The following is a 20,616-nucleotide window of genomic DNA, read 5'->3' on the forward strand; positions in this document are numbered from 1 at the left end:
GATAAGCCTTTGTCACCATTATCTACTCTTTCTCTATTGCGGCGAATTGCAGTATACTTACGCGCGTAATTCAAGGTCATTAATTAAGGAATGGGTCACGTGAATCCTATTGTAAAGAGTTTTGAGTATGGTCAACATACAGTCACCCTGGAAACAGGTGTTATAGCGCGTCAAGCTGATGCAGCCGTTTTAGCAAGTATGGGTGACACGACAGTGTTAGTCACTGTTGTTGGTAAAAAAGAAGCAGATCTTGGTCGTGACTTTTTCCCTCTGACTGTTAACTATCAAGAAAAAACCTACGCAGCCGGTAAAATTCCTGGTGGTTTCTTTAAGCGTGAAGGCCGTCCTTCAGAAGATGAGACATTAATCGCTCGTCTGATTGACCGTCCAATTCGCCCTCTTTTCCCTAATGGTTTCAAAAACGAAGTCCAAGTCATCATTACGGTAGTATCTGTCGATCCACAAATCGAACCAGATATTATCTCTATGATTGGTACTTCTGCGGCACTGGCGATTTCTGGTATTCCATTTAGCGGACCTTTGGGTGCTGCACGTGTGGGTTACATTGATGGCGAATACGTGTTGAACCCAAGTGTTGAGCAACTTGCCACTAGCCAACTAAATTTAGTGGTTGCTGGTACTGCTGGCGCAGTATTAATGGTGGAATCAGAAGCCCAAGCATTACCAGAAGAAGTGATGTTAGGTTCTGTTGTTTACGGTCACGATCAACAACAAGTGGTTATCAAAGCGATTGCTGAATTTAAAGCAGAAGCTGGTAAACCAACTTGGGATTGGACTGCACCAGTACAAGATGCCGATTTAGTTGCCCAAATTAAAGCGCTTGCTGAAGCTGGTTTAGGTGATGCGTATAAAATCCAAGTTAAACAAGATCGTTATGCTCAAGTTTCTGTGGTTAAAGCCGCAGCAAAAGAAGCCTTGTTAGCGAGCAATCCTAATGTTGATTTACGTGAAGTAGACAACTTACTGGGTAGCCTAGAGAAGAAAGTTGTTCGTGGTCGTATCATCCGTGGCGAACCACGTATCGATGGTCGTGAACCTGATATGATCCGTGCTTTAAGTGTATTAGCTGGCGTATTGCCACGTACTCACGGTAGTGCATTGTTCACCCGTGGTGAAACTCAAGCGCTAGTGACTTGTACTTTAGGTACTGAGCGTGATGCACAGAAGATTGACAGCATCATGGGCGAGCGTACTAACCGTTTCATGCTGCACTATAACTTCCCTCCATACTCTGTCGGTGAAACTGGCATGGTGGGTTCGCCTAAGCGCCGTGAAATCGGTCATGGTAAGTTAGCTTGGCGCGGTATGAAAGCCGTTATGCCTTCAGCTGCAGAATTCCCATACAGCGTGCGCGTTGTATCTGAAATCACTGAATCTAACGGTTCAAGCTCTATGGCATCAGTTTGCGGTACTTCACTTGCACTGATGGATGCGGGCGTACCAATCAAGACGTCTGTAGCCGGTATTGCTATGGGTCTAGTAAAAGAGGGCGATGATTTTGTTGTTCTTTCTGACATTTTAGGTGATGAAGATCATTTAGGTGACATGGACTTTAAAGTAGCCGGTACTCGTGGTGGTATTACTGCACTGCAGATGGATATCAAGATTGAAGGTATCACTAAAGAAATCATGGAAATCGCACTGCAACAAGCCTATGGCGCACGTGTGCATATCCTGAATGTGATGGATCAAGCGATTGGCTCACACCGTGATGATATTTCTGATCATGCTCCACGTATTACTATTATCAAAATCAATCCAGAAAAAATCCGTGACGTTATCGGTAAAGGCGGCGCAGTTATCCGTGCTTTAACTGAAGAAACGGGTACTACGATTGAATTGGAAGATGATGGTACAGTGAAGATCGCATCTTCAAATGGCGAAGCAACGAAAGAAGCGATTCGTCGTATCGAAGAAATCACTTCAGAAGTTGAAGTCGGTCGTATCTACGCGGGTAAGGTTATCCGTATCGTTGATTTCGGTGCTTTCATTAACATTCTGCCAGGCAAAGACGGTTTAGTGCACATTTCACAAATCAGTGATGAGCGTGTAGCTAACGTGTCTGATCATCTTGTATTGAACCAAGATGTAGCTGTTAAGGTTATGGAAGTGGATCGTCAAGGTCGCGTACGTCTATCAATCAAAGAAGCACAAACTAAAGAAGCCGCTGAATAGTCATTCTTTGACTTATTATCAGCAGATACTTTTTAAGTGATTGCATAAAAAGGAGATCGAATGATCTCCTTTTTTGTTTTTGATATTCAGAAACTCAGTATTAATCTCAATTCCCCAATAGCAGTCCTGTGATGGGATTGCTATCATGAACATTCTTCTGCGTATGTTGGGAATCTAAAAAGGTAGAAATGGATGAGTCTTAAAATTAGAACCGCTGTCGTTGCTGTGCTGGCGGGCGCCAGTCTGTTGTTAGCCGGATGCGCTACCACCCAGTCTCCTTTAGATAACCAAAATGATGTTGAAGGTAAATTGGTTATAGCCCCCGTGATGCCAGATTATAAAGTAGAAGTCACGTTAGCTAAGCTAAATGAGATTTTGTCTGCTGTCGAATTAAGTAATGAACAAAGAGCAAGGTTTCACTACGATCGCGGAGTGATCTACGACAGTGTGGGTTTAAGGCTGCTTGCACGTATTGATTTTATTCAAGCGTTGAAATTACAACCGGATCTCGCAGATGCCTATAATTTTCTTGGAATTTATTACACCCAAGAAGGCGAGTTTGACAGTGCCTATGAAGCCTTTGATGGCGTATTAGAGCTCGCGCCTAATTATGATTATGCTTATTTAAATCGTGGTATTGCCTTGTACTATGGTGGGCGTAATGATTTAGCCACTAAAGATATGCAAGCATTTTACGCAGGCGATAATACCGACGGCTATCGCGCATTATGGTTGTATTTAGTTGAATCAAAAGACGATGTAGTTACAGCTAAAAAACAGCTCATGGAGAATCGTCAGCATTTAGATAACGATGCTTGGTCTAGCGTAATTGTTGATTATTATTTAGGTCAAAAAAGCCGTGAACAGGTGTTTACTGCGGCTAAAGAAGGGCTAACCCATCCTAAAGAATATGCTGAACGTTTATGTGAGGCTTATTTTTATCTCGCTAAAATGTCGATAGAGATGGAGCAGTATCAAGATGCTGCCAACTATTTCCGCCTGGCGTTGGCAACCAATATCCATGATTTTGTTGAACACCGATATGCACGAATTGAACTGGCTAAGGTAAAAGATTTACTCGAAGCCACAAAATAACCTCCTTTCGCCCGAGCTCATCTCGGGCTTTGCCTAGCCAAGCTTGAACTGAGGCGCTATAATTTGCGCCTTTTTAGCGATACTAGTGCATAGGTTAACATGTCAGGCAATAAAGTAGAGGTCGATAAACGTCGCACCTTCGCGATCATATCGCACCCCGACGCGGGTAAAACAACCATTACCGAGAAAGTGCTGTTATTCGGCAACGCTTTGCAAAAGGCGGGTACCGTTAAAGGTAAAAAATCGGGTCAGCATGCTAAGTCTGACTGGATGGAAATGGAGAAGGATCGTGGTATCTCTATTACTACATCCGTCATGCAATTTCCCTATGCTGGCGCCCTCATTAACCTACTCGACACGCCTGGCCACGAAGACTTCTCTGAAGACACTTATCGTACACTAACGGCTGTTGACTCCTGCCTTATGGTGATAGATTCGGCAAAAGGTGTTGAAGCTCGTACCATTAAGTTAATGGAAGTGACGCGTCTGCGTGATACGCCGATTGTGACTTTTATGAACAAACTAGACCGTGATATTCGTGATCCTATCGATTTGATGGATGAAGTCGAAGATGTGCTTAATATCGCCTGTGCACCTATTACCTGGCCTATTGGCAGCGGTAAAGAATTCAAAGGCATTTACCACATACTGCGTGATGAAGTGGTGTTGTATCAAGGCGGTATGGGTCATACCATTCAAGAGCGCCGAGCGATTGTAGGGATTAATAACCCTGAGCTAGATAAGGTTCTGGGGAGTTACGCTGTTGATCTGCGTAATGAAATGGAATTAGTGCGCGGCGCATCACATGCATTTGATCATGATGCTTTTCTTCAAGGCAAGCTGACACCGGTGTTTTTTGGTACCGCTTTGGGCAATTTTGGTGTGGATCATATCCTCGATGGAATTGTTGAGTGGGCGCCTAAGCCATTACCGCGTGACAGTGATGTGCGTAAAGTAATGCCAGATGAAGATAAATTCACCGGTTTCGTTTTCAAAATACAAGCAAACATGGATCCTAAGCACCGTGACCGAGTCGCATTTATGCGTGTGTGTTCTGGTCGTTATGAGCAGGGCATGAAAATGCACCATGTACGTATTGGTAAGGATGTCAGTATTAGTGACGCTTTAACCTTTATGGCGGGCGACCGTGAGCGTGCTGAAGAAGCTTATCCTGGTGATATTATTGGCCTGCATAACCATGGCACGATTCGTATTGGTGATACTTTTACTCAAGGCGAAAAGTTTCGCTTTACTGGTGTGCCTAACTTCGCCCCTGAAATGTTCCGCCGCATTCGTCTGAGCGATCCGCTTAAGCAAAAACAGTTGCTTAAAGGGTTAATGCAGTTATCAGAAGAAGGTGCGGTGCAGGTATTCCGTCCGCTCGATACCAACGATTTAATTGTAGGTGCCGTGGGTGTGCTGCAATTTGAAGTGGTCGTTGGACGTTTAAAAAGTGAATATAATGTTGAAGCGATTTACGAGGGAATTAGCGTGTCAACGGCACGTTGGGTTTACTGCAAAGATGAACGTAAACTTGAAGATTTCCGCCGTAAGTGTAGCCAAAACCTTGCACTCGATGGTGGCGATAACTTAACGTACATTGCGCCAACGATGGTGAATTTGAACCTCTCTATGGAGCGTTATCCAGATATAGAGTTCACTAAAACCCGCGAGCATTAATCGATTATATTTATTGTGATTAGCTAAATGGCGGTAATTTACCGCCATTTTTGTATCTCATTGACTGTACTGAGCACTCTTATGACCAATTGGGTAATTAAAGCATGGCGAGCTTATATTCAGTGGTGTGATCATATGGGACTCACGCCTGAAAATCGTCGTTGTTGTATGCCGCGTCTTGAAGATCCACCACTAGTGATTAAATCTTCTAAAATTACAGCACAGGCTCAAAGCACTCCGCTCAGCAAAGCGCATTCGAGCGACACTACGCCATCCGAGTGAGATAGTTTTATGATAGATACCCACGCGCATATCGATTTTGCTGAGTTTGATGCTGACCGCAGCGATGTAGTGCTACGAATGCACAGTGTCGGTATTGATAATTTAATCATCCCTGGTGTCTCCCCTAAACATTGGCAAAAACAACTCGCAGTCGCAGAACAATACCAATTTTATTATGCTCTGGGCATACATCCTTGGTTCTGCCCTGAAGATGTTGATGCGAGTATCTTTGCATTAACATCTCAAGTGTCAGCGTTACTCGAATGTCCTCGTTTTGTTGCTATTGGTGAATGTGGCTTAGATAAGCTTTATGCGTCAACTTGGCCAAGACAGTTGGCGGTTTTTGAGGCGCAGCTCAAGCTTGCTCAGTCGGTAAATTTGCCGATTATTATTCACAGCGTAAAAGCCCATGCAGAGATTTTAGCCTGTCTAAAAAAGCATCCATTACCTAGAGGTGGCGTGATACATGCTTTTTCTGGCAGTACAGACATTGCGCTTGAGTATCTTAAGCGAGGCTTTAAATTAGGTATCGGCGGTTTGATCATGAATCCTAATGCCAAAAAATTACTCAAAACCGTATGTGATCTACCTCTCGATAGCTTCATACTTGAGACTGATTCTCCCGCAATGGCACCTATAAATGTAATTGAAAAACGTAATCAACCCGCTAACCTTGTACTATTTATAGACAAAATTGCAACTTTGCAAAAAAAACAAGTGTTCTAGTATCAGAACACTTGATGTCAAATTCAGTGCAACTGTTTGACCTTTAATTGTTTTTAATTAAACAGGTGTAGGTCGCACTAGTGGGGAACACTAAGCAGTTGAAATTAAACTCCAAAAATATGATCAAAACGACGATTTTCGACTTTGCCTCGGGTATAATCTGACTCGGAAATAGGTTGATTAACAACATAATTAAAAAGTGTTAACAATAGGGTGATGGTTAATGAATATATTGATGAGTTTAGTAGGGGTGGTCACCCTGCTTGCGATAGGTTTCCTCCTATCGAATAACAAAAAAGCAATTAGCGTGCGTACAGTGGGTGGCGCGTTAGCCATTCAAGCTGCCTTTGGTGGTTTTGTTTTGTACGTTCCCATTGGTAAAGACATTCTGAAAGGTATGTCTGATGCTGTATCTAGCGTTATTGGTTATGCACAAAATGGTATTGGCTTCCTGTTCGGCGATTTAGCTAATTTCAAACTTGGCTTTATTTTCGCTGTTAACGTATTGCCTGTAATCGTGTTCTTCTCTTCTTTGATCGCGGTTTTATATTACCTAGGCATTATGCAGTGGATCATCCGTATTATTGGTGGTGGTTTACAAAAAGCATTAGGTACAAGCCGTACAGAATCAATGTCAGCAACAGCTAACATCTTCGTTGGTCAAACTGAAGCGCCATTAGTGGTTCGCCCATTCATTCCTACAATGACGCAATCTGAGCTATTTGCGATCATGGTCGGTGGTTTGGCATCAATCGCGGGTTCAGTATTGGCTGGTTACGCGCAGATGGGTGTACCTATCGAATACTTAGTTGCCGCTTCATTCATGGCAGCACCAGGTGGCCTGTTAATGGCGAAACTGATGCACCCTGAAACTGAAGTTGCTAAAAATGACATGAGCGATTTGCCAGAAGATCCTGACAAACCAGCCAACGTGTTAGACGCAGCAGCAGCAGGTGCTTCATCAGGTATGTACTTAGCACTTAACGTTGGTGCTATGTTGTTAGCTTTCGTTGGTTTAATTGCAATGGCAAACGGTATCATTGGTGGTATCGGTGGCTGGGTAGGTTACCCACAATTGACACTCGAATTGATCCTTGGTTATGTGTTTATGCCTTTAGCATTCCTTATTGGTGTGCCATGGAATGAAGCATTTATAGCAGGTTCTTTCATTGGTCAAGAAATCGTTATTAACGAATTTGTTGCCTATTTAAACTTTGCTCCTTACATTTCTGATGCTGCAACCGCTTGTACTGCTGTCGCTGCAGAAGTAACTAAAGGTTTGCCATTATGTGTTGCTGAAACACAAGCTGTGATGTCACACAGAACTCAAGCGATTATTTCGTTTGCACTGTGCGGCTTTGCTAACTTGTCTTCAATTGCAATTTTGCTTGGTGGTTTAGGTTCAATGGCACCAACTCGTCGTCATGATTTAGCAAGAATGGGTATCCGTGCGGTTATCGCCGGCTCTCTAGCTAACTTAATGAGTGCAACAATTGCTGGTCTGTTCTTAAGCTTAGTTTAAGGCTGACCTGGGGTAACACACCCCACTAACTAGGTCCTGACCATGCAGGGCAGGGCCTAAGTTAATTCAACCATTTTCCAGTAGTGATTCCTGTAGTGAATAGTTTATCCAATTGAAAAACACAGAATGCAACTGAAATGTCGCTGTCGTTCTGTCTTAAATGTCGTGTAACTACGGTTGAGTTAATTAATCGTAATGCCGAAGTCGCGACTTTGTTCACAATTAAGAATTTTGTGTTTGTGATTTTGCACTAGATTATTGAGGTTTTCTTTAATTTAGGTAAAATGCAAACGCCACAAAAAGAACGCTACCCTCGATGGTAGTAAATAAGATAAATGGGGTTGATGATGAAAAACGTTAAAACTTTAGCTTTAGCCGCTACTGCCGTAGCAGCAATCTCTGGTAACGCATTTGCCGCTGATCGTACTGATCTTCATGGTACTGATTACAAGTGGATGCAGTTCAACGCTATGTACTCTATTGGTGAAAAACCAGAGAACCCAGCGTCTGGCGATCAACATAACTATTTAGAAATGGAATTTGGCGGCCGTTCTGGTGTATTCGATTTATATGGCTATGTTGATATATTTAACCTTGCTAATGAAACATCAAGCCATGGTGATAAGAACCCTGGCTCTGGTTCAAGCAAAATTTTCATGAAGTTTGCACCACGTGTATCTATCGATGCGCTGACTGGCAAAGATTTATCTTTTGGTCCAATCCAAGAAGTTTACTTCTCAACTCTGTTTAACTGGGATGGCCTTGTCGGTGAAGGTGTTAACTCTACATTCTGGGGTGTAGGTGCTGACGTAAACGTGCCTTGGTTAGGCAAAACAGGTATGAACCTGTACGGCTACTACGACATGAACGCAAAAGAATGGAATGGTTACCAGTTCTCTGCTAACTGGTTCAAGCCTTTCTACTTCTTCGATAATAAGAGCTTCATAGCATTCCAAGGTTACGTTGATTATCAATTCGGTGCTGACGAAGACAAAACTGCTTTCGTACCAAAAACAACTAACGGTGGTAACGCATTCTTTGGCCTATACTGGCACTCTGATCGTTACGCTCTGGGCTATGGCTTGAAAGGCTTTAAAGACGTCTATCTGTTAGAAGATGGTGCTGGTGCACTAGCTCTAGAATCAACAGGTTGGTCACACTACCTGTCAGCTACTTACAAGTTCTAATCTCTTGTAATCCTTGCTTGTTGGAGCCGCATTATGCGGCTCCATTTTTGTTTTACTCTTGAGTCTTTATCTAAGCTTATTACGCGAAACAATGCGTTTATATAAAGGTTTACGTTTTTCTCGCGCTAAAATGGATTTTTCGCGGAAAAGTAGGAACAAGATTTTATTCGTCTCCTCTCTTCCGGTCTTCAAGGATTCAAGTCGTGGTCACTTATGCGTTATTTAAGTGTCAGGATGCCTATTGCGCTTTAGGGCTAGGCAAGATTGAATACCTACTACAAGATAGTTTGTAACAGCAAATTACTCGGCACCGCCTGAAGGCCCGGCCATATAACAATAATCAAATAATGCCACCTCTTAAGCGTTGCTTTTGTGCAACTCATTTCTATTCATTTCATTTCATTTTATTTTGGAGAGCAATTATGACTGATTTAAAAAAAACGGCACAACGCGCCATTGAGTTAATGGATTTAACCACGTTGAATGACGATGATACCGATCAAAAAGTCATCGATTTATGCCACAAAGCGAAAACACCTGCGGGCAATACTGCTGCTATTTGTATTTATCCTCGCTTCATCCCTATTGCACGTAAAACCTTAGATGAGCTCGGTGCTGAAGATATCCAAATCGCCACGGTAACTAATTTCCCCCATGGTAACGATGATATTGCTATTGCAGTGTTAGAAACCCGCGCTGCCGTTGCTTATGGCGCTGACGAAGTTGACGTGGTATTCCCTTATCGCGCGCTGATGGAAGGCAATGAAACCGTTGGATTTGAACTCGTTAAAGCCTGTAAAGAAGCCTGTGGTGAAGTGTTACTAAAAGTCATTATCGAATCTGGTGTATTAGCCGATGCCGCGCTTATCCGTCGTGCGTCTGAATTATCAATCGATGCGGGTGCTGACTTTATTAAAACCTCTACCGGCAAAGTGCCTGTAAATGCCACGCTTGAAGCGGCTGAAATCATGCTGACCGTGATCAGCGAGAAGAATACCCAAGTAGGCTTCAAGCCTGCCGGTGGTGTGCGTGATGCTGCCCAAGCTGCAGAGTTTTTGGGTGTTGCGGAACGTATTTTAGGTGCTGATTGGATTACTCCACGTACCTTTAGATTCGGCGCGTCAAGCTTACTTAATAGCTTGTTAAATACCTTAGAATTAGCTGATGCACCTAAGCCAACTCAAGGCTATTAATCGTTATATAGCGCTGATTAATACGACCAGCGTATAGCGAACTTAATTAAGTGTGACCTAAATCTATTTGGCGAACTCAAAACTTCGATAGTATGAATTTGTAATATTGCTACAGTTTTGATTTTTCATTGCAAAGGTAAGCACTAGTAATTCTATTGCTGGTGCCTATCTTGGAGGCAGTATCATGTTTCTAGCTCAAGAGATTATTCGTAAAAAGCGTAACGGTTTAGCGCTAAGTTCTGAAGAAATACAGTTTTTTGTTCAAGGTATCACCGCCAATACCGTGTCTGAAGGTCAGATTGCTGCATTGGGCATGGCCGTGTACTTTAATGACATGAATATGGATGAAAGAATCGCATTAACAACCGCAATGCGTGATTCTGGCACTGTGCTCAATTGGCAATCATTGGGACTCAACGGCCCTGTTATCGATAAGCACAGCACTGGCGGTGTGGGTGATGTGATTAGCCTCATGCTTGGCCCTATGGCTGCGGCTTGTGGTGGTTATGTACCAATGATTTCGGGGCGCGGCCTTGGCCACACTGGTGGAACTCTGGATAAGTTTGATGCTATTCCAGGCTATCAAACCGAGCCTTCAAGTGAGTTGTTCCGCAAAGTGGTTAAAGAGGTCGGTGTGGCCATTATTGGTCAAACGGGCGATCTGGTTCCTGCTGATAAACGTTTCTATTCTATCCGCGATAATACCGCGACTGTTGAATCTATCTCCCTTATCACAGCATCGATTCTGTCTAAGAAATTAGCTTGTAATTTAGACGCACTGGCGATGGATGTAAAAGTCGGCAGCGGGGCTTTCATGCCGACCTATGAGGCATCTGAAGAATTAGCTCGCAGTATTGCCGCCGTTGCTAATGGCGCGGGTACTAAAACTACAGCTTTGCTTACTGATATGAATCAAGTGCTTGCATCTTGTGCTGGTAATGCCGTTGAGGTGAAAGAAGCCATCGACTTTTTAACGGGGGTTTACCGTAATCCACGCTTGTATGAAGTCACTATGGGCCTTTGCGCTGAAATGTTGCTGCTTGGTGGTCTTGCAAGTAATGAAGCTGACGCTCGCGCTAAATTAAATCGTGTACTCGATAATGGCCGCGCAGCTGAAATTTTTGGCAAGATGATATCGGGTCTGGGTGGTCCGGTTGATTTTGTTGAAAACTACAGTAAATACCTGCCTCAGTCACAAATCATTCGTCCTGTTTTTGCTGATATGCAAGGTTATGCCTATAGCATGGATACTCGCGAGCTTGGTTTAGCTGTGGTGACTCTAGGTGGTGGCCGCCGTAAGCCTGGTGATGCACTCGATTATAGTGTTGGGTTAACCCAAGTGTGCGCCTTAGGCGATAAAGTGGATTCTTCGACTCCGATTGCCGTTATCCACGCACAGTCTGAAGCCGCCTTCGCTGAAGCAGAAGCCGCGGTGAAAAAAGCGATTCACATTGGTGAAACTGCTCCAGAAAAAACACCTGAGATCTATGCCTATATTCGTGCATCGGATCTTTAAGGAAAGATTATGAAACGTACCATTATTATGATGTTGGACTCCTTTGGAGTCGGTGCTTCTGCAGATGCAGCAAGCTTTGGTGATGTCGGTTCCGATACTTTTGGTCATATTGCCAAGGCCTGTGCTGAAGGCAAAGCTGATATTGGCCGCGAAGGTCCACTTAAATTACCTAATTTATCGCGCTTAGGCTTAGGCCATGCCGCGATGGAAAGTACGGGTGCCTTTGCCCCTGGGTTTAGCGATAATGTTGAACTGATTGGTGCTTATGGTCATGCACAGGAGTTAAGTTCAGGTAAAGATACTCCGAGCGGTCACTGGGAAATGGCGGGTGTACCCGTACTATTTGAGTGGGGTTATTTCAGCGAGCATCAAAATTCTTTCCCTAAAGAATTAACCGATAAAATTTTAGCCCGTGCTGGCCTAGAAGGTTTCTTAGGGAACTGCCATGCCTCAGGTACTACTATTTTAGAAGAGTTAGGCGAAGAGCATATGCGCTCTGGCATGCCTATCTTCTATACCTCAGCCGATTCAGTATTCCAAATCGCCTGTCATGAAGAAACCTTCGGTTTAGAAAACCTCTACCGTTTATGCGAAATTACCCGTGAAGAGTTAGAGCCTTATAATATAGGTCGCGTCATTGCCCGCCCATTTGATGGTACTGGCCCAAGTGACTTTGCTCGTACTGGTAACCGTAAAGATTATTCGCTTGAGCCACCAGCAAAAACCGTCTTAGATAAGCTAAAAGATGCGGGTGGTGAAGTGGTGAGTGTGGGCAAGATTGCCGATATCTATGCATATTGCGGTATCACTAAAAAAGTGAAGGCAAATGGCCTTGAAGCTCTTTTCGATGCGACGTTAGCCGAAGTTAAATCTGCTGGCGATAACACGATCGTGTTTACTAACTTTGTCGATTTTGACTCTCATTATGGCCATCGCCGCGATGTAGCGGGATATGCTAAGGGGTTGGAATATTTCGATGCCCGTTTACCTGAAATGCTGGCATTATTAGGTGAAGATGATTTACTGATTTTAACTGCGGATCACGGTTGCGATCCAACATGGCCGGGTAGCGACCACACCCGTGAATATGTGCCAGTATTAGCTTTTGGCGCTGGATTGAAAGCAGGCTCTTTGGGTCGTCGTAACAGCTTTGCCGATATTGGCCAATCTATTGCGAGTCACTTTAAGCTTGAGCCTATGGCCTACGGCGAATCGTTTTTATAGGCTAGATTAGTATTCAGTTCGATTTGGCGGCTAACATTTGCCGCCAGTAAACAAAGACTTAAGTCTTAATAATATAAACAGGGGTTATTTCGATGGCAACACCACACATTAATGCTGTAGAGGGCGCATTCGCTGAAACTATGTTGTTTCCAGGCGATCCATTACGTGCAAAATATATTGCTGAAACATTCTTAGAAAATGTTGAGCAAGTGACTGATGTTCGAAACATGCTTGGTTTTACAGGTACCTATAAAGGTAAACGTATTTCAGTAATGGGTTCAGGCATGGGCATTCCTTCATGCTCAATTTATGCAACTGAATTGATTCGTGATTATGGCGTTAAAAACCTGATCCGTGTAGGTACTTGTGGTGCCATTAGCACAGACGTTAAAGTACGTGACGTGATCATCGGTATGGGCGCTTGTACTGACTCAGCGGTTAACCGTTTACGTTTTAAAGGCCAAGACTTTGCTGCCATTGCTGACTATGAGCTGATGAATGCAGTTATTGAGTCTGCCAAAGCCAGAGGCACTAAAATTCGCGTAGGTAACATTTTCTCTGCGGATTTATTCTACACGCCTGATCCACAAATGTTCGACGTGATGGAAAAGATGGGCGTACTCGGCGTCGAAATGGAAGCGGCTGGTTTATACGGCGTAGCCCATGAATTTGGTGCTCGTGCTCTGTGTGTTGTGACTGTATCTGATCACATCCGCACTGGTGAAAAAACCTCTGCTGAAGAGCGTCAAACCACATTCAATGACATGATTATCATGACATTAGAAGCCGCTATTACGCTGTAATTATGCCGTAGTTAGTGACTATTAAAAAAAGGGTTCGCATTGCGAACCCTTTTTTATGTCAATTCTAGCGTGTTATCTATTTATCTGCGGTGACTTAGGTTTAGTGACTTAGGTTTAGTGATTTCCCGCTAGCCCGTTGGGTCGGTATCGCTGGGCTTTATTGAGGCTTGAGCTTCTGCGCTACCTTTCGCTACATGGCTTACGCGGCGGACTGTTTTCACTTTAGGTTTCACCTTAATGGGTGCTGTTTTCCTCGCGTCATCAGTGGCGCTTTCAACTTGGTCATTCGTTTGTGCCTTTACTGATGCTTTAGCCGCCTTTGTTTGCACGTTTGCTTGATTGGGCATCTCGGCGGCCTCTTTTACTATTTTTTGTGTCTCAGTGTGCGCAGCCACTTTTTCCGCTGCGGGCAAGCTCTCGATTGGCTGCACTATTTTATCAGGCTCTTTAATGGTGGATTCTTTCTTAGGGTGCTTAGGCGTTTGACGTAATTTAACGCGAGTACGACGGCGATCGAAGTCAGCACGTTTAAAAGATAAAGAGCGTGAAAGCAACATACCAATCAAGCCTGCAATGAGCAGCATAATTTGCTGCTGTTCCATATTTAAATTATGAACCTCTTTGATTTCGTTAAAAAATAATTTGGTGTCCAGCCTAACTTCGACATAGCCTAAGTTTTTACCCTCTTGCAGCACAGGCTCCACATAAGGAGGGTATTTGCTGAGCAGCAAATTCATTTCTTCGGAGTCAGGATCGATCACCTCGTTGGTAATGCTTTGGGCGAAGGATAACCGTATGCCTTGGTCGCTGAAGATAGCGGCGGACATCACCTTAGGATCTTCCACTAAAGCACTAGCAAGCCATTGGAGCTGCTCATCATTTTGCAACTGTAGCGCGGGGGCTGCACCGTAAGCGGCTTGTTGCACCAGTAATCTTGCCATCTTTTGAGTTTGGCTCTTTAGAAGCAGCTGACCTTGTAGTAGGCTTGTTTGCCACAGTTGCACTAGGCCGATGATGAGGGCGAATGCCACAGCTATTTGGATCAGCCTACTGATTTTATGGCTTTTCTTTAGCCCTTTAAGATATAACACTTTGACCCTTAACATGTAGAGCGCTTGCCTAATCATAATTGATTCTGAGTAAGCCCGATAGTTGGAGAATTTAAGTCAGATGGAAAGCTTGAATCAAGATACGCTTTTTTTGTGGTTAGCTGCTGATCATTCCCTAAGGTTTGAACGCCAAGGGCAAGTGTTTGAACGTTATCAGGAGTCAGCGATACCTGCTGATACCTCGCGTTTACGAATTATCTACCAAGATACATCAGCACAGGTGAGTTTATCGGCGTGGATAGCCCTGCTGGCTCAGTCCTCTCATGTTATCGGCATTAGCGATATTGAGCGCCAAGTTGGTTTACATTGTATCGAGTTGGCACTGGTTAGCCCTTTATCACAGGCGCAACTCGAGGCATTTCCCCTGTCTGTCGCTGAGCTACATGTGATCACGTTGGCTTTACCCCGTTTGAATCATCCCGGCCTTCTGGTCATGGACATGGATTCAACGGCAATTCAAATAGAGTGTATTGATGAATTAGCGGCAATGGCGGGCGTAGGTGAGCGCGTAGCGGCGATAACGGAGCGCGCCATGCAAGGCGAACTGGATTTTGAACAGAGCCTGCGTCAACGTGTGGCGCAGCTTAAAGGTGCCGATGCCAATATTATATCGACCTTGTGCGCTAACTTGCCTTTGATGTCAGGGCTTGAGCCTATGTTAGTGGAACTCAAATCCCATGGTTGGCGTTTAGTTGTTGCATCTGGTGGCTTTACACCGTTTGTTGGTCATTTAAAGCAGCTGCTAAGCCTCGATGCCGCCTTTGCGAATGAGTTAGTGATTACTAACGGAAAACTTGCTGGGGAAGTTACGGGCAAAGTGGTGGACGCGCAGTTTAAAGCAGATGTGGTTGAGCGTTGCAGCGAGCAGTGGAACATAGCCAAAGGCCAGAGAGTTGCTATTGGCGATGGCGCTAATGATATTCCTATGGTGATGGCCGCTGATTTTGGTATTGCTTTTCATGCAAAACCTAAGCTTGCGGCGGCCGCGGATGCGAATATTCGTCAGTTAGATTTGCGGGTTTTGCCGTACCTTTTACAAATGTAAACCGTTAGATATCAGTTGGAGTAAGACTTTGGCTATAAGGCTTTGGGCATAGACTTTGAATATAAGACTAAGGCAATAGTTAGAGTAATGGCTCTTGTCTTTTATTAATGAGCTGGTAGTTTAGATAAATTGATAAACTACCTGTGACTTATTTTGACTCCGCTGACTTCAAACGCTATTTCGACCATTTCACAATCCTCAATCTATCTGCCGTACCGCGATGGTCAGCTACATTTACGCCAGTTATTACCGGCAGCGGCTGATTTTTCTAAAACCCCTATCTTAATGCTCCATGGCGCTATGTCTAATGGCCGAGTTTTCTATAGCCAGAGTGGCCGCGGTCTTGGCTGTTTTCTCGCTAAAGCGGGATTTGTAGTATATGTACTCGATACCGCGGGAAGAGGGCTTAGCTTGCCTAAAATTAATCGAGATTTTACCCTTGGGCAAGGAGAGGTCATTCGCGAACAATTGCCTTTAGTACAGCAAGCCATTCTCGATTTGCATCAAACAGCCTGCCAGCAACAAACAATGATTCAAGCGAAAAAAATCGTCGCGCCCTCACAAGTGCATTGGTGCGCTCATTCTTGGGGCGGCGTGCTAATGGCGAGTAGTCTGGCGCGTTATCCTAGCTTGCAGCAAAGCGTTCGCTCGCTGTTGACATTTGGTAGCAAGCGTACGATTCGAGTGAAGTCATTTAAAAAATGGTTGATGGTCGATGTTTTTTGGAATCGCCTAGCACCAGGCCTAGCGATGGGGCAAGGTTATCTTGCTGCTGATAAGTTGCGTATCGGTATGGACAACGAGAGCCGAGCCTCGTTAGTGCAGAGCATTGATTGGGTGCGAGGTGATTGGCAAGATCACGATGATGGTTTTGATTATGCTAACGCTGCCAAGCGCGCGGATTGGCCCACTGCTTGGTTCATCTCAGGGCAAAATGATACCGTCCTTGGCCACCCAGAAGATGTCGCAGATATGGTTAGTGAGTGTGGCTTTAAGCGGATAAAATCGACTTTGTTATCTAAGGCGAATGGCTTTAAACATGATTATGGCCATGCGGATATGTTAACGCATTTAGATGCCACTACGGATCATTTTCCTAAAATCCGCGATTGGTACTTAAGCTTTGATCTTGCAGTATTAAACCGTTAATACCGTTATTGATATAGCGTTGGATATCTTAATTCAACTGCTTGGGTGATATCGAGCAGTTCTCCGACACCTATAATTCGCCATAGCTGATCTTCTAATTGTTTTGCTTTGTGGTTTGCATGAATATTAATGTATTCAAGCTCATGGCGTAGATAATTCATATCTGGTTTTTCTGTTGCACCGCGGAAAATACGTAGTGCAATGAAACGACCAGTAGCTTTACTTTGTTTAATAAAAGCAATTTGACTTTGCGTATCGCCGACGCTGGTTGCTAACACACACTTTAGGTGTATTTTTCCGCGAGACTGGCGCGTGAGTTGGATGAATACCTCAATAAAATCCATATCTTGCTGTGGTTTCATTTTACGAATGGGATCGAGTATATCTCGCTTGAATAGGCCATCCTTTAACAGCGGTGTTAAATCATATTGCAGCGTATCTGAAGTACCTGCTGCAAAAATATCGCATATATCATCTTGTTGAGTGCTGACGCCTAAGCAAGCAATTTGTGCAGACTTTGTCGTTCTCTCAATAAAATAGGGCACCGAATTTAACGTGCGCATCAAAATATTTTTTAAGCCCTCGGCGAGTTCTTTACTTTCGCCATTACTCTCCGTGAGTTGCTCTAATTTCGCTTTATTATGGCTAATGAGTTTATTTAAAAACTCAACCCCAACATGGGGGGTATGGCTCATTACGGCCGTTAAATGCAATGTTACACCATTTTTTCGGGTACGAACTAAACGATAGGGCAGGCGCTCTAGTTGAGTTTTACCTGCAATCGTTTGTAGCTTGGGAAAGCTGAGCATCAAGGGTTTATTGGATGAGAAATCAGTAGCATTATCTAATGTCAGCTGCATGCCTCGACTAGAAATATCTAACGTGATCCCTGTGCTGGTTAGCCCGCCTTGGGAAACATTGACTAAGGTTTTAAAAGCAAAGCGAGCCTCTTGGCGTCGCTCACTAAATTGCATTGCTATTGATTTAATTTGATGAGTCGTCGAACGTTGCTGGCCAAAGGTTTTTAGGGCGTTGGCATTGCTGTCATCTTGCCATGCTTTGTAATGGCCTCTGGTGTCTTCGTTACTGATATCAATAAGCTGAAGTAGGTGACTAAATTGCGATAATTGCTGTTCAACCAGTGGGCTAAATTTTGCCTCAGCCCCTGGTAATGTAGCGTGGCGATACCCTTTGCCGTGATAAATTTTATCGGCGGTTAATTTAAAAATTCGCCAGCTGGGCTTGGTGGAAGCAAAGCCTAAGAATAACGGCATCATGCCCTTAGCTTTTAACTCGGCTAAGGTGGCAGAATAGAAATACAGATTACCTTGGGCGTTATAGGTAAAGCTAAAAAATAACCCATGGTCGGGGTTTTGCGGATGATTAAATAATGCTGATAACCGCTCTGAAGTTAGCATTGACGGTATTTGGCTTATATCATTTTCATCTTGAAAGTAATGCATTATTTGCTGGTTATCTCGACTGAGCAGCATATGACTCAAAGCTTGGGTTTGAGTATTAAAATATAAGGGTAAGTGCGGTAGGTGTGGTAAAAAATGGCGTTCAAACCCGAGTCCCGATGCTGTGACTACCACATCATTGACATCGATTTTGTATCTTAACTTATAGCCACGAATAAGATTTCCTAACATCTCAGCTAACGCTTCAGATCCACTGATGCGCTGGAGTCTTAACCAAATATATTCACCATTGGTTTGGCTATCGACTATCCCATAGTCAACGCCGAGTTGCAGATCGGGAAAGTAAAATTCTTCACTGAGTTCTAGTAATTTTATTTTAAGCGGCAGGTCGAGATTAAAGGGATGATTTGCCGCAATACGAATTCGTGCCCCTCCAATGGATAAATCAGTGGTGATGCCGATAACTTCACTGCGACCTTGTGATGCGCTAATCCGAATGCTGTAGTTCATGCGTTCTTCTGCGCGGTTAAAATAGCTGCCTAATACTACGCCCGGTACTATAAAAGGTTCTGGCTCAACGATTTCAATCTGTGGTGCGCTTTGGCGTAACTTTTGCCGACGCTGTTGATGAGCCGCAAGGACATGCTCATACACTCCCAAGGTATACTGATTTCGAAACAAGGAGATAGCTTGATGCAGACTGTGTTTAGCGGGTTCATCTAAAAAGTGCCTTTGTTGACCTAGTTGTACTTCTGTACAAGGTAACTCAGATTTATCCCTAAAATCGATAATCCGCGTGCAAGGTGAAGCCAACCGATTTAGCTCCATTTTCAATAGAAAACGGGTCGAATTGGATTCATCAATCGTCAGCTGCTGAAAAATCTCTAGGAAGTTAGGTTCCATCACTAGAGGTTTGAGCTGTTCGATTATCGCGTTGTGGTTATCTAAACTCATTTAGGGTTCTTTTTAATGCTTATTTTGTATTGGACTGTTAGTCTTATGTCTGCAGTATTCGCAGTTACTTAAATTGATTTTATACAGATTTTAATGAGTTATGGCAAAGAATAAAACAGCATACGTGTGTAATGAGTGTGGGCAAGATTTCCCCCGCTGGCAGGGGCAATGTAGCGCGTGTCAAGAATGGAATACGATTACTGAGGTTAGACTCGGTGCGGCTTCACCTGGACAGAGCACTAAGTTTGTCGGTTATGCCGGTGCCGGTAGTAATGAAGTAAAGACATTAGATCAAATTGATCTCAATGCTTTGCCACGAATATTAAGCCATTTCGGCGAACTCGACCGTGTGCTTGGCGGCGGGATTGTGCCTGGCTCAGCCATTTTAATCGGTGGCCATCCAGGGGCGGGTAAAAGTACGCTGTTACTGCAAACGCTCTGTCATTTAGCCGAGCAAATGCCGGCGTTGTATGTTACGGGTGAAGAGTCTTTGCAACAGGTGGCCATGCGTGCCCATCGTCTTGGACTGCCGACTAATAAACTGCGGATGCTATCTGAAACCAGTGTCGAGCAAATTTGCCAAGTTGCCCTTAAAGAATTACCCAAAGTCATCGTTGTTGATTCGATTCAGGTTATGCACATGAGCGACGTGGCATCAAGCCCTGGCAGTGTGTCGCAGGTACGTGAGTCAGCCTCCTATTTAACGCGTTTCGCCAAAGAAAACGGCATTGCCGTGATCATGGTTGGCCATGTCACTAAAGATGGTAGCTTGGCTGGCCCTAAAGTATTGGAGCACTGCATCGATTGTTCGGTGATGTTTGAAGGCGATAGTGATAGTCGCTACCGTACTTTGCGCTCCCATAAAAACCGTTTTGGCGCTATTAATGAGTTAGGTGTATTTGCCATGACCGAGCGCGGCCTAAAGGAAGTTGCTAACCCATCGGCAATCTTTTTATCTCGCGGTGAAGAAGAGTCTTCGGGCTCTTTAGTTATGGTGGTGTGGGAAGGCACTCGGCCACTGCTGGTGGAGTTGCAAGTGCTGGTGGATAGCTCGGCCATGTCTAACCCGCGGCGCGTGGCGGTGGGGATGGACGCGAACCGTTTAGCTATGTTACTTGCGGTAATGCATCGCCATGGCGGGTTACAAATGTCGGATCAAGATGTATTTGTTAACGTGGTAGGCGGCGTTAAAGTTACCGAAACCAGTGCCGATTTAACGCTATTGCTGGCGATGGTATCGAGTTTTCGTGGTGATGTTTTACCGAGCGACTTAGTTGCTTTTGGTGAGGTGGGCTTATCTGGTGAAATTCGTCCAGTGCCTAATGGACAAGAGCGCTTAATTGAAGCTGCTAAACATGGCTTTAAACGGGCGATTGTGCCTAAGGCTAATGTGCCTAAAAAACCGTTAGCTGGGATGGAAGTGGTGGGTGTTTCTAAGTTGTCTGAAGCCCTAGAGGCCATTTAAATTGTATTAACGGATATGTATGCTTTAAATCAAAACAGCGCCATTGGGC

15 protein-coding genes and 1 pseudogene are annotated in these 20,616 nt (G+C 44.2%); 14 read left to right on the top strand and 2 right to left on the bottom strand.

What is annotated here, in order from left to right; translation table 11 throughout:
- The first annotated feature begins 99 nt into the window (after nucleotides 1–99).
- From pnp to deoD, 11 genes and pseudogenes are all read left to right on the top strand, one after another.
- A complete protein-coding gene (gene pnp, locus BW947_RS00795) occupies nucleotides 100–2,196 on the top strand; it encodes a polyribonucleotide nucleotidyltransferase (RefSeq protein WP_076496420.1) in 2,097 nt (698 codons plus the stop codon).
- 192 nt (nucleotides 2,197–2,388) lie between these two features.
- Nucleotides 2,389–3,291, top strand: a complete 903-nt coding sequence (gene nlpI, locus BW947_RS00800; protein ID WP_076496421.1) for a lipoprotein NlpI — start codon at nucleotides 2,389–2,391, stop codon at nucleotides 3,289–3,291.
- Between the two features lie 99 nt (nucleotides 3,292–3,390).
- Nucleotides 3,391–4,971, top strand: a complete 1,581-nt coding sequence (gene prfC, locus BW947_RS00805; RefSeq protein ID WP_076496422.1) for a peptide chain release factor 3 — start codon at nucleotides 3,391–3,393, stop codon at nucleotides 4,969–4,971.
- 81 nt (nucleotides 4,972–5,052) lie between these two features.
- Nucleotides 5,053–5,253 (top strand): hypothetical protein, encoded by a 201-nt coding sequence (locus BW947_RS00810; protein WP_076496423.1) that lies wholly within the window; start codon nucleotides 5,053–5,055, stop codon nucleotides 5,251–5,253.
- A 9-nt stretch (nucleotides 5,254–5,262) separates the two neighbouring features.
- A pseudogene (locus BW947_RS00815) lies at nucleotides 5,263–6,026 on the top strand (TatD family hydrolase).
- A 176-nt stretch (nucleotides 6,027–6,202) separates the two neighbouring features.
- A complete protein-coding gene (locus tag BW947_RS00820; protein ID WP_076496424.1) occupies nucleotides 6,203–7,501 on the top strand; it encodes a NupC/NupG family nucleoside CNT transporter in 1,299 nt (432 codons plus the stop codon).
- A gap of 347 nt (nucleotides 7,502–7,848) precedes the next feature.
- Complete coding sequence (locus BW947_RS00825) at nucleotides 7,849–8,688, top strand: nucleoside-specific channel-forming Tsx family protein (RefSeq protein WP_076496425.1); 840 nt, start codon at nucleotides 7,849–7,851, stop codon at nucleotides 8,686–8,688.
- Nucleotides 8,689–9,110: 422 nt separating this feature from the next.
- Nucleotides 9,111–9,881, top strand: coding sequence for a deoxyribose-phosphate aldolase (deoC, locus tag BW947_RS00830; RefSeq protein WP_076496426.1), 771 nt, complete (start codon nucleotides 9,111–9,113; stop codon nucleotides 9,879–9,881).
- A gap of 184 nt (nucleotides 9,882–10,065) precedes the next feature.
- Entirely contained in the window at nucleotides 10,066–11,397 is a 1,332-nt protein-coding gene (gene deoA, locus BW947_RS00835) for a thymidine phosphorylase (RefSeq protein WP_076496427.1), read from the top strand.
- 9 nt (nucleotides 11,398–11,406) lie between these two features.
- Nucleotides 11,407–12,621, top strand: coding sequence for a phosphopentomutase (locus tag BW947_RS00840; protein ID WP_076496428.1), 1,215 nt, complete (start codon nucleotides 11,407–11,409; stop codon nucleotides 12,619–12,621).
- Between the two features lie 92 nt (nucleotides 12,622–12,713).
- Entirely contained in the window at nucleotides 12,714–13,424 is a 711-nt protein-coding gene (gene deoD, locus BW947_RS00845) for a purine-nucleoside phosphorylase (RefSeq protein ID WP_076496429.1), read from the top strand.
- Between the two features lie 128 nt (nucleotides 13,425–13,552).
- On the opposite strand, the gene BW947_RS00850 is transcribed toward deoD, so the two are convergent.
- On the bottom strand, nucleotides 13,553–14,530 hold the full coding sequence (locus BW947_RS00850) for an AhpA/YtjB family protein (RefSeq protein WP_244153211.1): 978 nt from the start codon (nucleotides 14,528–14,530) through the stop codon (nucleotides 13,553–13,555).
- A 64-nt stretch (nucleotides 14,531–14,594) separates the two neighbouring features.
- Here BW947_RS00850 and serB point away from each other — a divergent pair, with 64 nt between their 5' ends.
- Together serB and BW947_RS00860 are read left to right on the top strand one after the other, a co-directional pair.
- Entirely contained in the window at nucleotides 14,595–15,578 is a 984-nt protein-coding gene (serB, locus tag BW947_RS00855; protein ID WP_076496431.1) for a phosphoserine phosphatase SerB, read from the top strand.
- Between the two features lie 153 nt (nucleotides 15,579–15,731).
- Nucleotides 15,732–16,727 (top strand): alpha/beta fold hydrolase, encoded by a 996-nt coding sequence (locus BW947_RS00860; protein WP_076496432.1) that lies wholly within the window; start codon nucleotides 15,732–15,734, stop codon nucleotides 16,725–16,727.
- 5 nt (nucleotides 16,728–16,732) lie between these two features.
- On the opposite strand, the gene BW947_RS00865 is transcribed toward BW947_RS00860, so the two are convergent.
- Nucleotides 16,733–19,102, bottom strand: coding sequence for a PilZ domain-containing protein (locus tag BW947_RS00865; protein WP_076496433.1), 2,370 nt, complete (start codon nucleotides 19,100–19,102; stop codon nucleotides 16,733–16,735).
- Between the two features lie 100 nt (nucleotides 19,103–19,202).
- On the opposite strand from BW947_RS00865, the gene radA reads away from it, so the two are divergent.
- The gene (radA, locus tag BW947_RS00870) at nucleotides 19,203–20,567 is read left to right on the top strand and encodes a DNA repair protein RadA (protein WP_076496434.1); all 1,365 of its coding nucleotides are present in this window, start codon (nucleotides 19,203–19,205) and stop codon (nucleotides 20,565–20,567) included.
- Nucleotides 20,568–20,616 lie beyond the last annotated feature (49 nt).

Source organism: Shewanella morhuae (assembly GCF_900156405.1).
GTDB lineage: Bacteria > Pseudomonadota > Gammaproteobacteria > Enterobacterales > Shewanellaceae > Shewanella > Shewanella morhuae.